This window comes from Azospirillum sp. UENF 211521 (assembly GCF_058780535.1).
In genome coordinates this window covers 771418-784884 of record NZ_JBSNCF010000001.1, presented here as the reverse complement: position 1 = coordinate 784884, position 13467 = coordinate 771418, and the positions used below count along the sequence as shown (strand labels likewise).

Here is a 13467-nt window from a genome sequence, read left to right as displayed (position 1 = left end):
CCCCCAGCGGGCCGGGCAAAGTCAAGACCGCTTCGTCCCGCCGCCCGGCCCCTCGGTCCGGCGCAGCAGGTAGTCCAGCCCGCCCAGCCGGTACCAGCGGTAGCCGTAGGGCTCCAGCACCAGGCAATGCCGCCCGTCCTCCCCGGGATCGTTGTGGTCCTCGGCCAGCAGGTTGACCAGCCGCGGCGATTCCCCCGTGCCATCGACCGCCAGCGTGACCTCGTGGGGACGGTCGTCGAGATTGTGGACGACCAGCACCGAGTTGTTGCGCCAGTCGTAGCGGATCGCCAGCACCGCGTTCGATCCGGTGGGCAGCACCTGGAAGTCGCCCCAGCCGATTTCCGGGCATTCCTTGCGCATGCGGATGATCCGCTCGGTCCAGTTCAGCAAGCTCGACGGCTCGCGGCGCTGGTGGGCGGCGTTGATCCGCTCGTAGCCGTAGGCGCCGCCGCTGATGACCGGGTGCACGGGGTCGTCCGCCTTGGTGAAGCCGCCCTGCGGCTCGTCCGACCACTGCATAGGGGTGCGGGCGCACTCGCGCTCCGGCAGGGACAGGTCGTCGCCCATACCGATCTCGTCGCCGTAGCGCAGCACCGGCGTGCCGGGCAGCGTGAACAGCAGGCTGTAGGCCAGCTCCAGCCACCTCTGGTCACCGCGCAGCATCGGGGCCAGCCGCCGCCGGATGCCGCGGTCGTAGAGTTGCATGTCCTTGTCCGGACCGAAGGCGTCGAAGACGCGCTTGCGCTGCGCCTCGGTCAGGCGCCCGAGGTCAAGCTCGTCGTGGTTGCGCAGGAACAGGCCCCATTGGTTGGTGCCGGGCCGCGGCACCCGCGTGACATCCAGCGCCTTGGCCAGCGGCCGCGTGTCCGCCGTCGCCAGCGCGTAGAACAGGGTCTGGTTGACCTGGAAATTGAAGACCATCTGCATGCGGTCGCCGTCATCGCCGAAATACTCCTGGTCGACGGTCGGCAGCACGTTGGCCTCGGCCAGCAGCACGGCGTCGCCGCACCGCCACTGCACGAACTCCCGGAAGGTGCGGAGCATGTCGAACTGCTGCTTGGGTTTCTTGACCTCCGGCCCCTTGGCCGCGATGACGAAGGGCACGGCGTCCATGCGGAAGCCCGACACGCCCAGCTCGATCCAGAAGCCCATCACCTTCAGCAGCTCGGCCTGCACCTCCGGGTTGGCGGTGTTCAGGTCGGGCTGGAACTCGTAGAAGCGGTGGAAGTAGTAGGCGCGGGCCTCCTTGTCCCAGCTCCAGGTCGTCTTCTGCACGCCGGGAAAGACGACGCCCTGGTCGGCGTCGGCCGGCTTCCTGTCCGACCAGACGTACCAGTCCCGGTAGGGGGAGCCTGGGTCCTTTCGCGCCGCCTGGAACCAGGGGTGCTGGTCCGACGTGTGGTTGACCACGAGGTCGATGATGAGACGGATGCCGCGCTGCTTGCAGGCGTGGCTGAACTCAACGAAGTCGCCCAGCGTGCCGTAGCGCGGATCGACGTTGTAGTAGTCGGCCACGTCGTAGCCGTGGTCGCGCATCGGCGACGGCTGGAACGGTCCCAGCCAGACGCAGGTCACGCCCAGCCCCTGCAGATAGTCCAGCCGGCGCTGCAAACCCTGGAAATCGCCGATCCCGTCGCCGTTGGCGTCCATGAAGGTGCCGAGCGACAGGTTGTAGATGACCGCGTTCTTGTACCAGAGATCCTTGATCATGCCCCGCCCCGCCCCAGACGCGGCGCCCGCCGCCGCTCGTCCTAGGCCATAACAGGGCCGACCGGCCGAGGTCCCGCCGCTCCGCCGAGCCAACCGTAAGGGGGTGTCCTACGCCCTTAGGAAAAAGGTTAATGTATAGTTAAAGTCACAAGAAAGCCTTCAATCCTGCCCGCATGATGTCCCCCAAGACGCACAGAACCAGGGGAATCGTGCCATGAAGCGTGCCATGCGCCAGAACGCCGCCCGGAACGGGGCCGCCCAGAGCCCCGCCACCCAGACCACCACGACGCAGGCCGTCAGCTACAGCTACGGGAACAACGCCGGCACCCTGGCGGCGGCTCCCGCGGCGCCGGTTCCCACCAGCTTCGCCCCGGTGACCATCAACTACGCGGAGACGCGGGCGGATGGCGGGTTCGGCTGGGACGTGAAATACGACCTCGGCTTCGATGGCACGGCCTTCACCGTGCAGACCCGCATCCACCTGACCGGCGACGACGCCGGGTCGCTGAAGCAGGTCTGGGAGCAGGGGATCGAGGGGATCTGGGGCGACAAGTACAGCCTGTCGGACGGCACCAGCAGCTACGCCATCCGCTTCGACGTGCAGTTCGTGGCGGCCGGGAACCAGCATTACAACGTGAACGTCAGCAACAGCTACGGGCGCTGCGACATGCTGAACTGGTGCACCCAGACCGACTGGGGTCCCGATTACCAGGACGAGCTGGCGGCCCACGAGTTCGGACACATGATCGGCGCCTTCGACGAGTATGCGGGCGGAGCCACCTACGGCAACTTCGCCGCCACCGGCACCATCATGTCGGACCTGACGCCGACGCTGCGCCCCAACTACATGAACTCCATCGACTATTACGCCGAGCAGTTCACCGGCAAGACCTTCCAGATCGTCGAGATCCCGAAGAATCTGACGCTGACCGGCAACACCTGGGCCGACAGCCTCTATGGCGGGGCGGGCAACGACACGCTGAGCGGGCTGAGCGGCAACGATCAGCTGTTCGGCGGCGCCGGCAACGACCTGCTGTGGGGCGACGCCGGAAACGACACGCTGCGCGGGCAGGCCGGCAACGACGCACTCCATGGCGGCTCGGGCGCCGACCTGCTGATGGGGGACGAGGGGAACGACACGCTGTGGGGCGATGCCGGCAACGACACGCTGTGGGGCGGCTCGGGGGCGGACCTGTTCGTCTTCACCCGCGGCGGTGGTCAGGACCGCATCGCTGATTTCAGCCGCGCGCAGAACGACCGCATCCAGATCGCCTCCAACATGACCTACCGCCTGGGATCGGACGGCAGCGGCAGCGCCCTGCTCGACTTCGGCGGCGGCGACCGGCTGACCCTGGCCGGCATCGCTCCGAACCAAGTCACCTCGGCCTTCTTCACCTACGGCTGAGGCAGCCCGTACCGCAGGAACTGGACGCGGGTGTCGCCGTAGCGGCGCTCGTCCAGCTCCGCGAAGCCGGGCGGCAGGGGCAGCGGGTCGCGCCCGGCGACCTCGACCACCAGGACGGCGCCAGGGGCCAGCCAGCCGGCCTTCGCCAGCCCGGCCAGCGCCCTCGGCGCCAGATCCTGGCCGTAGGGCGGGTCGAGGAAGCCCAGCGTGCAGGGGCGGAGCGGTGACGGCGGACGGGTGGCGTCGGCGCGCAGGACCGCGGCGTTCGCCCCCTCCCCCAGCGCCGCGACGTTGGCCCGAACGGCGTCGAGCGCGGCGCGGCCCAGGTCGAGGAAGCTGGCGTGGGCGGCCCCGCGGGACAGCGACTCCAGCCCCAGGGCGCCGGTTCCGCAGAAGGCGTCCACGACGACGGCGCCCTCCAGCAGGTCGGCGCCGTCCGGCCCCCAGTCGGCGTGGGACAGGATGTTGAACAGGGATTCGCGGGTGCGGTCGGTGGTCGGCCGCGTGTCGCTCCCCGCCGGGGCGGCCAGCCGCCGCCCGCGGTGCTTACCGCCGACGATCCGCACGGGTCCGCTCCGGCCCCCGGCCGCCGCCCTCGGACGGCGCGCCACCGCCGCCGCGCGGCTTCGGCCCTGGCTTGCCGCCGCCTGGGCTCCCGCCGGGCTTGCCGCCCTTCAGCGTCAGCGTGCCGGGCTTGCCCGCCGGCTTGCCGTCCGGTTTGGTGGAAGCGGGCCTAGCGGAAGCGGGCTTCCCGGAAGCGTAGCCGCCCGAGGCCGGCTTGGCCGGGCCGCGCCGCTCGGACGCGGCCTTCGGCTCCGCCTTGGCCCAGCCGGCCTTGGCGTCGCGCGGCTTGGACGCCTTCGCCGGAGCGGCGGAACGGCCCTTGGCGCCTTCGGTGCCAGTGCTCTCGCTCTTGGCGGCGGCCTTGGCGGAAGAGGTCTTGGCGGCAGAGGTCTTGCCCTTGGCCTTGCCATCCTCCGCCGGATCGGCGCCGGTGAAGAATTGGGACACCTGCTCGCGCACGACGCGCTTCGGCACCTCCTCGACGGCGCTCTCCTCCAGCTTGCCGAGCTGGAAGGGGCCGTAGGCGACGCGGATCAGCCGGTTCACCTGGAGGTCCAAGGCCTCCATCACCTTGCGGATCTCGCGGTTCTTACCTTCCTTCAGGCTGACGGTCAGCCAGGCGTTGCGGCCCTGGATGCGGTCGAGAACGGCTTCGATGGGACCGTACTTCACCCCCTCGATGGTCGGTCCCTTCGCCAGCTCGGCCAGCTTCACCTCGTTCACCTCGCCGAAGACGCGCACGCGGTAGCGGCGGGTCCAGCCGGTGGCCGGCAGTTCCAGGAAGCGGGCCAGCTCGCCGTCGTTGGTCAGCAGCAGCAGCCCTTCGGTCGTCAGGTCGAGCCGACCGACCGAGATGACGCGCGGCATGTCCGGCGGCAGCCGTTCGAAGACGGTGGTGCGCCCCTTCTCGTCGCGGGCGGTGGTGACCAGCCCGGACGGCTTGTAATAGCGCCACAGCCGCGCCGGTTCCGGCTCGGGGATGACCTTGCCGTCCACCTGCACGACATCGCCGGACCGCACGACGCAGGCCGGGCTGTCCAGGGTCGTGCCGTTGACGGCCACGCGGCCGTCGGTGATCCAGCGCTCGGCGTCGCGTCGCGAGCACAAGCCCGCGCGCGCCAGCCGCTTGGCGATGCGCTCGCCGGCATCGGGCTCGCCCGCGTCCGCATCGGCGGCGCCGGGCATGGCTTTGGAATGTTCGTAATCGGGGGTGTCCATGGGCACGGACCATAGGGCTTGCAAGCCCCGCCCGCAACCCACGGCACGGGGTCCCCGCCGTTATTCTTCGAGGCGGAAGCCGACCTTCATCACCACCTGGAAGTGGGCGACCTTTCCACCGCTGACGTGGCCGCGGATCTCGCCCACCTCGAACCAGTCCACGTTCTTCAGCGTCTTGGACGCCCGCTCGATGCCGTTGCGGATGGCGTCGTCGATGGTGGTCTCGGCGGTGCCGACGATTTCCACCTTCTTGTAGACATGGTTGCTCATGATCGTCCTCCCTGTTTCGTCCGATGCTTAACAACGCCGGAGGGCGTTCCGCGGCTTGACGAAAACAGGGACCGCCGGGCAGGGTGCCCCGCATGAGCCGCCCCCCCTCCCCCATGGACATCGCCTTCGAGGAGGCCGAAGCCGCCGCATCCCGCGGGGAGGTGCCGGTGGGTGCCGTGCTGGTCGATCCGGCGACCGGCGCCGTGCTGGCCCGCGCCGGCAACCGGACGGAAGAGTTGAACGACCCCACCGCCCACGCCGAGGTGCTGGCGATCCGCGCCGCCTGCACAGCGCTCGGCGAGCCGCGCCTGCCGGGGCTGGACCTCTATGTGACGCTGGAGCCTTGCGCGCTGTGCGCCGCGGCGATCAGCTTCGCCCGGCTGCGGCGGGTCTATTTCGGCGCCTACGACCCCAAGGGCGGCGGGGTGGAGCACGGCCCCCGCTTCTACCACCAGCCCACCTGCCACCACGCCCCGGACGTCTACGGCGGCATCGACGAGACGCGGGCGGCGGAGATGCTGCGGGAGTTCTTCAGGGAGCGCCGCCCCGGGTGAGTGCCGGGGCGGCGTTTCGTCACTGCGGCTGGGACAGGCTGGCCACCGTCGCCTGACTCCACGCGTCCTCGCACTCGCGGACCAGCGGGCCCCGCACCGCGCGGCAGCGCTCGACCACGGACCCGGCCTCCGGCGTGCGGCCGGCCTCGACCAGCAGCCGGATGCGGAGCGGATAGCCCCGCTCAGCCCCGCCGAAGCGGCGGTCCTTGGCGTCGAGGGCGACCAGAGCCTGGGACGCCCGGCCGGCGGCCCGATGCTCGGCGATCAGCAGATCGAACGCCTCCGGCGGAGCTGAGGCGCTTTTGACGGCGATCTCGAGATCCTTCACCGCGAGGTCCGGCCGGTTCTGCTTGGTGTGAAGCCGGTAGTAGGTCATCCGCAGATAGGGATCGGACTCGAAGCCCCCCTTGGCGACCTCCTTCAGGGCGGCCTCCGCCTCGGCGAGACGCTCCTTCGCGATCAGGCTCTCCGCGCGCTGCACCAGGACGCTGCGCGACAGCGCCTTCAGCGCCGCCCCCTGGAACACGACCTTCTCGTAACCCACCGTGTTCTTGTCCCGGGCCGCGCCCTCGAACAGCTGTTCCCGGACCGCATAGGCGCTCAAATCCGCGAAGCGCTGCTCCGCGGAATTGTGGCCCATGCGCAGTTGCTTGCCGATTTCACCAAAAATCTTGGACGGACCGGCCGACAATTCCTTGAAGGCGGCGTTGATGCCCGCGCTGTACTGCCCCGACTGCATCAGCGCATTGATCTGGTCTTCGAGTGCCTTGCGCTCTTCCTCGGCCTTGGCGCTCTGCTTGCGCGCGTCGTCGGCGAAGCGCTCCATCACGACCTGAAAGACGTTGGTGTTGTACCCGGCCTTCTCCAGAAGATCGAAGCCGAGAAGGTCGGCCTCGTCCTCCTGCTGGCGAGCCCACGACGGTTGCGCCACGGTGTCCTGGAACGTCCGGTAGGTCGTGTAGATCAGCGCCGCGTTCCTGGCCATGTCCGGGTTGGAGCGGGGAGCCGCGGAGAGCAGCGTCCCCATCCCGGTGTCCTCGACCGTCTTCTGCGCCGCGTGCTGGCGGTCGGCGTCCATGTGGTTGAGCAGAAGGTGCGACACTTCGTGAGCCAGGATGAAGGCCAGTTCATCCTCGTTCTCGGAGTTCACGAACACCCCCTGCGAAACCAGGATGGTGCCAGCCGGAACAGCCTCCGCCACATAGGCGGGGTTGTTGGTCACGACGATGGTGACGGACGGCTTGGCGTGGGGCCATGCCTTCAGAAGACGCGCCAGGATCTGGTTGGCGTAACGCTGCAACGGTTCCGCCCCCGCCAGCTCGCGCGTGCCCGGCGGCAGCGGGTCACGGCCGTCGAGCGACCGCGCCGACGCACCCGACGGCTTCTGCAGCGATGCGGCGAGCGCCGTCAGGGAGCTGCCCCCGGCGTCCGGGACACGCCGCTGCTCCGCGACCTCGACGAAGCGCGCGGGGACGGACTCGTAGGTTCGCTTGCCGCTGAGTTCCGTGGTCAGCGTGTCGAGCGACTTGCATCCGCCGGCGAGCAGGGTCAGGCCGAGCAGGGCGGGAACGAGCGGGCGACGCAAGGCGGCGTTCATTTGCATTCGGAGGCGCCCCGCGACGAGAAGGTCGTTCCGCTGACCCGTTGAGCCGTCTGGCATTCGGTGAGCACCTGGGCCTTGGCCGACACCTGCACCTGGAACGGGCTGAGCCACACCTCCTGACCGCCCGCGTTCACCTTCACAGAGCGGGTGTTGCGGTTGTAGTCGGCGGCATCGAAGGGAACCGACGGGAACGCCTCCTTGGGCAGTTCTCCCTTCTTGCCGCCCTTCTCATCGAACACGGCGATCATGCCCCCGGAACCGAACATGATCTTTTCGATCTTGATCTTTTCCTGAGCCATCGCGGACACCGCGAACGAGCACAGGGCGGCCAAGACCACAGCGGACATTCTGATCACGCGTTTCCTCCATTGCTCTGTGACTTTTCCTGTGCTTCCAGCACGCGAAGCTCTTCGAACCGTTTGGCGAGCACGATGCGGGCCGGGCCGGCGATCGCCGCGCCGGCAACGGCGACGCCGATCCAGTTCACCGGTTCCAAGCCGGTGAGCCATACCAACCAAGTCGAGAAAGCGAGGCCGACAAGCGACCCAGCCGCCATGAGCAGCAGGGTCCATGCCACCGCCGACAGCAACGTCCGCGGGGCGAGCCAGATGCCGATCCTACGGGCGGCAAGTGCGACGAGCGCCATGGCGGCAAGTTCCACCAGCACCGACAGGTCGAGATCGCCAAGCCCGAGCTTGCTCCACTCCTTCATGAAGCCGGCGCCGCGAACGATCAGGTTGTCGATCGCCATGGCGTGCAGGAACATGCCGGGCACGATGCCGAACACGGGCGACGGGCCGACATCCTGGACGCCGGAGAACATCGCCCCCACCACCACGATCCGGCCGGCCAGCAAATCCGCCAGGGCTTTGCCGTCGACACCCGTCGCCGATTCCGGTGCCGTCAGCCATTCCGCCCGGATGACCGGATGATAGCGGCAATCCGCCGGGGCGTTGGACAGGACGCCGCTCTCGAACGGCATCAACGTCCGAAGGAAATTGCCGGCCTTGTCCAGGAGGGAACCGTCGGGGCACCCCGCCGCAAGGCGCCGGTGGTCAGGATGCACGGCCTCCGCCCCGGCCGGCCAGACACGCCCCCACTCGATGGTCAGGGTCATGTTCCGAAAGGCGTCCGGATTGACCAGCGGATCGTTCCGGCTGCCCTGGCACGCCTCACTCCGCCCGCAATACTCGTTGTAGACCGCCAGAGCCGCTGAAAGCCGCGGCGAACCGCAATAGCTGTCCGGAAACAGATCGACATGGGACGCCCCGTCGCGGATCAGGGGGTGAGGCTCTCCTTTCACCGCAAGGCGCAGGTCCTCCACGTTCTGCCGGCCGGCGGTCGCGCACCCCGAGTCATCCTGCTGGCTGCTGCGCGCGACCGTCATGAAAACCGGAAAATCCGCGATCGCGCTGACAAGGCGATCCAGACCACCCGGCTCTCCAGGCCTGTTCCTGTCGATGATCATCAAATCCAGGAGGATGCTTTCAGCCCCGGCGTCCTTTAGTTTTTGAATAAGACGTGCGTAGAAATCGAACGACGGCGGATAGGATTCACCATTCACAGCAAGTGACGTGTCGTCGATCTGAACGACGACAATTTTCTTTTGCCCCTTATCGGGATAGACGCTGGTGGCGATCCGGCGATAGGCATCCAGAGAGGTTCGACCGCTGGAGCCGCTGATGTCCAAAGGGTTGAAGACCGCCGCCGAAACAATCAGTGCCGGAACGAATGAGAGTTTGAGCAGCCGGTCGCCCAGCCGCCGCCATCCGGTACACTGCAGGAACAGACAAGCGATGAAGCCTTGCCAAGCGCGGCGGGCGGTTTCGAAAGTTCCCTTTGCGCCACGAAGCGGCATAACGGCGGCCTCTGGTCCTTTGACAACGTGCCAGCCAGTTTCTCTCTAAAAAACAAAGCTGAAACCCGTTGCAATTTTAACGGGACAGCGGCAAAGAACAATGTTAATTTTTAGTTATTTTTTCGCAAGTCTGCATATCTCCATATGCAGCGACGCCATCATCCACAAGCAGGACGCTCAGCCGCGCCGGGGCCGGAGCGAGCGCGCAAACAAAAGCGGAGGAGCGTCGCCACTCCTCCGCGCTCAGACTCCGTCGGACTTGGCTCCTCAGCGCCCCACCGCCCGCCAGCCGATGTCGCGGCGGCAGAAGCCGTCCGGCCAATCCAGCGCGTCCACGCCCTGATAAGCGCGCTTCTGCGCCTCGGCCACGGTCGGGGCCTTGGCGGTCACGCCCAGCACGCGCCCGCCGGTCGACAGCACCCGGCCATCGTCCGACCGCTTCGTGCCGGCGTGGAAGACGGTCACGCCCTCCACCGCGTTGGCCACCTCGAAACCCTTGATCTCCGTGTTCTTCACGTAGTCGCCGGGATAGCCGTTCGCGGCCATGACGACGCAGAGCGCCGTCTCGTCGTGCCAGCGCAGGTCGATGTTCTTCAACTGGCCATCCGCCGCCGCGATCAGCGCGGCCAGCGCGTCGGACTTCAGGCGCATCATCAGCGTCTGGCATTCCGGGTCGCCGAAGCGGACGTTGAATTCCAGCGTCTTCGGCACCGGATTGCCGTCGGCGTCCTTGCCGATCATCAGGCCGGCGAACAGCACGCCCTTGAAGGGGCGCCCCTCCGCCGCCATGCCCTTGACCGTCGGCTCGACGATCTCGCGCATCACGCGGGCCTGGAGGTCCGGGGTCAGCGCCGGGGCCGGGGAGTAGGCGCCCATGCCGCCGGTGTTCGGGCCGGTGTCGCCGTCGCCCACCGCCTTGTGGTCCTGGGCCGAGGCCAGCGGCAGGGCCGATTCGCCGTCGCACAGCGCGAAGAAGCTGACCTCCTCGCCGTCCAGGAACTCCTCAACCACCACCTCGGCCCCGGCGGCGCCGAAGCGGCCCTCGACCAGGGCCTCGTCGATGGCGGCGAAGGCTTCCTCCTCGGTGCGGGCGACCGTCACGCCCTTGCCGGCGGCCAGACCGTCGGCCTTGACCACGATGGGGGCGCCGTTCTTGCGCACGAAGTCCTTGGCGGCCTCGACATCCTTGAAGCGGCCATAGGCGGCGGTCGGCACGCCGTACTTGGCCAGGATGTCCTTCATGAAGCCCTTGGAGCCCTCGAGCTCCGCCGCCGCCGCGCTGGGGCCGAAGGCCTTGATGCCAAGGGCGGTCAGCTTGTCGACGAGGCCGAGCACCAGCGGCCCTTCCGGCCCGACCACCACGAAGTCAATGGCCTTGTCCTGGGCGAAGCGGACCAGGGCGTCCACGTCCTCCGCGCCGATGGCGACGCATTCGGACACGTCCGCGATGCCGGCGTTGCCCGGCGCACAGTAGAGCGTGTCGCACAGCGGCGAGTTCTGAATGGCCCAGCACAGCGCATGCTCGCGCCCACCCGACCCGACCACCAGGACTTTCATGGCACCTCGTCCTTCCACGCTTGTTGCCGACACCGCGCCTTGTATCATGGTGCCGCCATGACTCAAGACCTTGATATGACCTCTCCGCTGATCGCCCCCGAGCCGCGCCCCGGCTCGAACCTTCCGGAATTCTCGGTGGGCGACCTCGCCCGTCGCCTGAAGCGCAGCATTGAGGAGGAGTTCGGCTTCGTCCGCGTGCGCGGCGAGATCTCCCAGCCCAAGCGCCACAGCTCCGGCCACTGCTACCTCCGCCTGAAGGACGACACGGCGGTGATCGAGGCGGTGTGCTGGCGCGGCACCGCGTCGAAGCTGGCCATCCAGCCGGCGGAGGGGCTGGAGGTCATCGTCACCGGGCGCATGACGACCTACCCCGGACGCTCGCAATACCAGCTTATCATCGAGTCGATGGAGCTGGCCGGCGAGGGCGCCCTGCTGAAGATGCTGGAGGAGCGCAAGAAGCGCCTCGCGGCGGAGGGGCTGTTCGATGCCGGGCGCAAGAAGCCCATCCCCTTCCTGCCCGACGTGATCGGCGTCGTCACCTCCCCCACCGGGGCGGTCATCCGCGACATCCTGCACCGGCTGCACGACCGTTTCCCGCGCCGGGTCCTGCTCTGGCCGGTCGCCGTGCAGGGGGAGCGGGCGGCGGCGGAGGTCGCCGCGGCGATCGAGGGCTTCAACCGCATCCCGCCCGGCGGCCCGGTGCCGCGCCCGGATCTGCTGATCGTGGCGCGCGGCGGCGGCTCGCTGGAGGACCTGATGGCCTTCAACGAGGAGAACGTCGTCCGCGCGGCGGCGGCCAGCCGCATCCCGCTGATCTCGGCGGTCGGGCACGAGACCGACACCACCCTGATCGACTTCGCGTCCGACCGCCGCGCCCCCACCCCCACAGCGGCGGCGGAAATGGCCGTTCCGGTGCGGGCGGAACTGCTGGCCCAGGTGCTGGACGACGAGCGGCGCATGGTCGGCGCCGCCACCCGCCTGCTGGTCGAGCGGCGGACGCGGGTGGAGGGGCTGGCCCGCGGCCTCGGCGACCCGCGCGCCCTGCTGGAAAGCCACGCCCAGCGGCTGGACGACCGGGCGGAGCGGCTGGCGCTGGCCGCCGCCTCGCTCCTCGACCGCCGCCACACCCGCCTGAACGAGCTGGGCGCTGCGCTGCGCCACCCGCGCGAGAAGCTGGCCGAAGCCGGGCAGCGGCTGGCGTCGGAATCCCGCGCGCTCGACGGCGCGCTGCGCCACGCCGTCATTGCGGCGCGCGGCCAGTATGAGCGGGTGAGCGGGCGGCTGACGCTCGGCCCGATCCGGGTGAAGTTCGGCGACGGCAGCCGGCGGCTGTCCGACCTGACGCCGCGCCTGGGCCGCAGCTACGGCAAGGCAGTGGAGGAGCGCGCGGCAAGGCTGACGGCGGTGGGGCAGCTCCTGGAAAGCTACTCCTACAAGGGCGTGCTGGAGCGCGGCTTCGCCCTGGTGCAGTCCGGCGACGGCCGGCCGCTGACCAGCGCCGCCCAGGCCACGCCGGGTTTGGCGGTGTCGCTGGTCTTCGCCGACGGCAAAGCCGCCGCGACGGTGGACGGCGGGCCGCGGGTCGATGGTCCACCTCCCACCGCGGTTCCGGAGCCGAAGCCGAGGACTGCCAGACCAAAAGCGGAGCCGAAGAAGCCGCAGCGCCCGCCGACACAGGGAAGCCTGTTCTAATCCATCGGCCCCACGGTGGATTTGCTCCATTCCGGAGCACCGGACTGGAGCGGACTGCCGGACGACTTGGGCACTTCCACCGCGAGCCCCCTCCCCGCATCACTTATAGTGGTGCGCCGCCGGACCGATGCCCGGCGATACCGGAGGGGAAGGATATGGAGCAGCGCGCCGCCTCGATCGGCCCGTTGGCGCGGGCCGGAATCTGGATCGAAAGCGACCGCGGCCAGAAGGCCGTGTTCGGGTTGATCCTACTGAACGCGATCGTGCTGGGGTTGGACACGTCGCCCGCGGTGTCGGACACCATCGGGCCGCTGCTGGGCGCGCTCGACGACGCGATCCTGGCCGTCTTCACCGTGGAGCTGGCGCTGCGCATCGGCCATCGCGGGCGGTCCTTCTTCCGGGACGGCTGGAACCTGTTCGATTTCGCTTTGGTCCTAGTCACCCTGGCCCCGTTCGGTCCGGGCGTCATGGTCCTGCGCACCCTGCGCGTGCTGCGCGTTTTCCGCCTCGTCACCGTCATGCCGCGGCTGCGGATGATCGTCCATGCCCTGGTGACATCGCTGCCCGGACTGGCGATGATCATCCTGCTGCAGGCGCTGCTGTTCTACGTGGCCGGTGTGATGGCGACCAAGCTGTTCGGCGCGGATTTCCCGGACTGGTTCGGCACGCTGGGCGCGTCGCTCTACTCGCTGTTCCAGATCATGACGCTGGAAAGCTGGTCGATGGGCATCGTGCGGCCGGTGATGGAGGTCCACCCCTACGCCTGGGCCTTCTTCGTGCCCTTCATCATGGCGGCGACCTTCACGATGCTGAACCTGTGCGTCGCAGTGATCGTGAACGCGCTGCAGGCCCTGCAGGACCAGGGGAGCCCGGAGAGCGGCGACGCCGCCATCCCCGACGGAACCCACCCCGTGGCCGAGGAACTGCGGAGCCTGCGCGAAGAGGTCGCCGCCCTGCGCTTGGCGCTGGACGGGCAGCGCCGGACGGCGGAGGACCGGGTTTCGCGCCCGGCCCTCTCCGGTGCCGGCGACTGATA

General features: G+C 68.8%; 12 protein-coding genes. 4 read left to right on the top strand and 8 right to left on the bottom strand.

Translation table 11 applies throughout. The features are described from left to right. Positions 1–21: 21 nt before the first annotated feature. Positions 22–1710: an alpha-amylase family protein gene (locus ACWPN5_RS03710; protein WP_492294299.1), complete on the bottom strand. Its 1689-nt coding sequence runs from the start codon at positions 1708–1710 to the stop codon at positions 22–24. 214 nt (positions 1711–1924) lie between these two features. On the opposite strand from ACWPN5_RS03710, the gene ACWPN5_RS03705 reads away from it, so the two are divergent. Beyond that, on the top strand, positions 1925–3115 hold the full coding sequence (locus ACWPN5_RS03705) for a calcium-binding protein (RefSeq protein WP_492294297.1): 1191 nt from the start codon (positions 1925–1927) through the stop codon (positions 3113–3115). Here the strand turns inward: ACWPN5_RS03705 and rsmD are convergent. Genes rsmD through ACWPN5_RS03690 form a run of 3 tightly spaced genes read right to left on the bottom strand, consistent with a single transcriptional unit; the run spans position 3106 to position 5167 of the window. After that, positions 3106–3681: a 16S rRNA (guanine(966)-N(2))-methyltransferase RsmD gene (rsmD, locus tag ACWPN5_RS03700; RefSeq protein WP_492294295.1), complete on the bottom strand. Its 576-nt coding sequence runs from the start codon at positions 3679–3681 to the stop codon at positions 3106–3108. The two genes, ACWPN5_RS03705 and rsmD, sit on opposite strands and share 10 nt — an antisense overlap. Then, the gene (locus tag ACWPN5_RS03695; protein WP_492294293.1) at positions 3662–4897 is read right to left on the bottom strand and encodes a pseudouridine synthase; all 1236 of its coding nucleotides are present in this window, start codon (positions 4895–4897) and stop codon (positions 3662–3664) included. Before ACWPN5_RS03695 ends, rsmD begins: the two co-directional genes overlap by 20 nt. Before the next feature lie 60 nt (positions 4898–4957). Next, positions 4958–5167 (bottom strand): dodecin, encoded by a 210-nt coding sequence (locus tag ACWPN5_RS03690; RefSeq protein WP_014239544.1) that lies wholly within the window; start codon positions 5165–5167, stop codon positions 4958–4960. A 113-nt stretch (positions 5168–5280) separates the two neighbouring features. Between ACWPN5_RS03690 and ACWPN5_RS03685 the strand changes: the two genes are divergently transcribed. Beyond that, complete coding sequence (locus tag ACWPN5_RS03685; RefSeq protein ID WP_186466042.1) at positions 5281–5721, top strand: nucleoside deaminase; 441 nt, start codon at positions 5281–5283, stop codon at positions 5719–5721. Between the two features lie 19 nt (positions 5722–5740). Here the strand turns inward: ACWPN5_RS03685 and ACWPN5_RS03680 are convergent, their stop codons facing one another. From ACWPN5_RS03680 to purD, 4 genes are all read right to left on the bottom strand, one after another. After that, a complete protein-coding gene (locus ACWPN5_RS03680) occupies positions 5741–7324 on the bottom strand; it encodes a M48 family metalloprotease (RefSeq protein WP_200477333.1) in 1584 nt (527 codons plus the stop codon). Further along, positions 7315–7680: a hypothetical protein gene (locus ACWPN5_RS03675; RefSeq protein WP_145682240.1), complete on the bottom strand. Its 366-nt coding sequence runs from the start codon at positions 7678–7680 to the stop codon at positions 7315–7317. The genes ACWPN5_RS03680 and ACWPN5_RS03675 overlap by 10 nt, the downstream gene beginning before the upstream one ends. Continuing rightward, a complete protein-coding gene (locus ACWPN5_RS03670) occupies positions 7677–9182 on the bottom strand; it encodes a CHASE2 domain-containing protein (RefSeq protein ID WP_492294290.1) in 1506 nt (501 codons plus the stop codon). Before ACWPN5_RS03670 ends, ACWPN5_RS03675 begins: the two co-directional genes overlap by 4 nt. A gap of 267 nt (positions 9183–9449) precedes the next feature. Then, positions 9450–10739, bottom strand: a complete 1290-nt coding sequence (gene purD, locus ACWPN5_RS03665) for a phosphoribosylamine--glycine ligase (protein WP_492294288.1) — start codon at positions 10737–10739, stop codon at positions 9450–9452. A gap of 75 nt (positions 10740–10814) precedes the next feature. Here purD and xseA point away from each other — a divergent pair, with 75 nt between their 5' ends. After that, on the top strand, positions 10815–12431 hold the full coding sequence (gene xseA / locus ACWPN5_RS03660; RefSeq protein WP_492294286.1) for an exodeoxyribonuclease VII large subunit: 1617 nt from the start codon (positions 10815–10817) through the stop codon (positions 12429–12431). Between the two features lie 155 nt (positions 12432–12586). Beyond that, positions 12587–13465 (top strand): ion transporter, encoded by an 879-nt coding sequence (locus ACWPN5_RS03655; RefSeq protein ID WP_492294284.1) that lies wholly within the window; start codon positions 12587–12589, stop codon positions 13463–13465. Positions 13466–13467 lie beyond the last annotated feature (2 nt).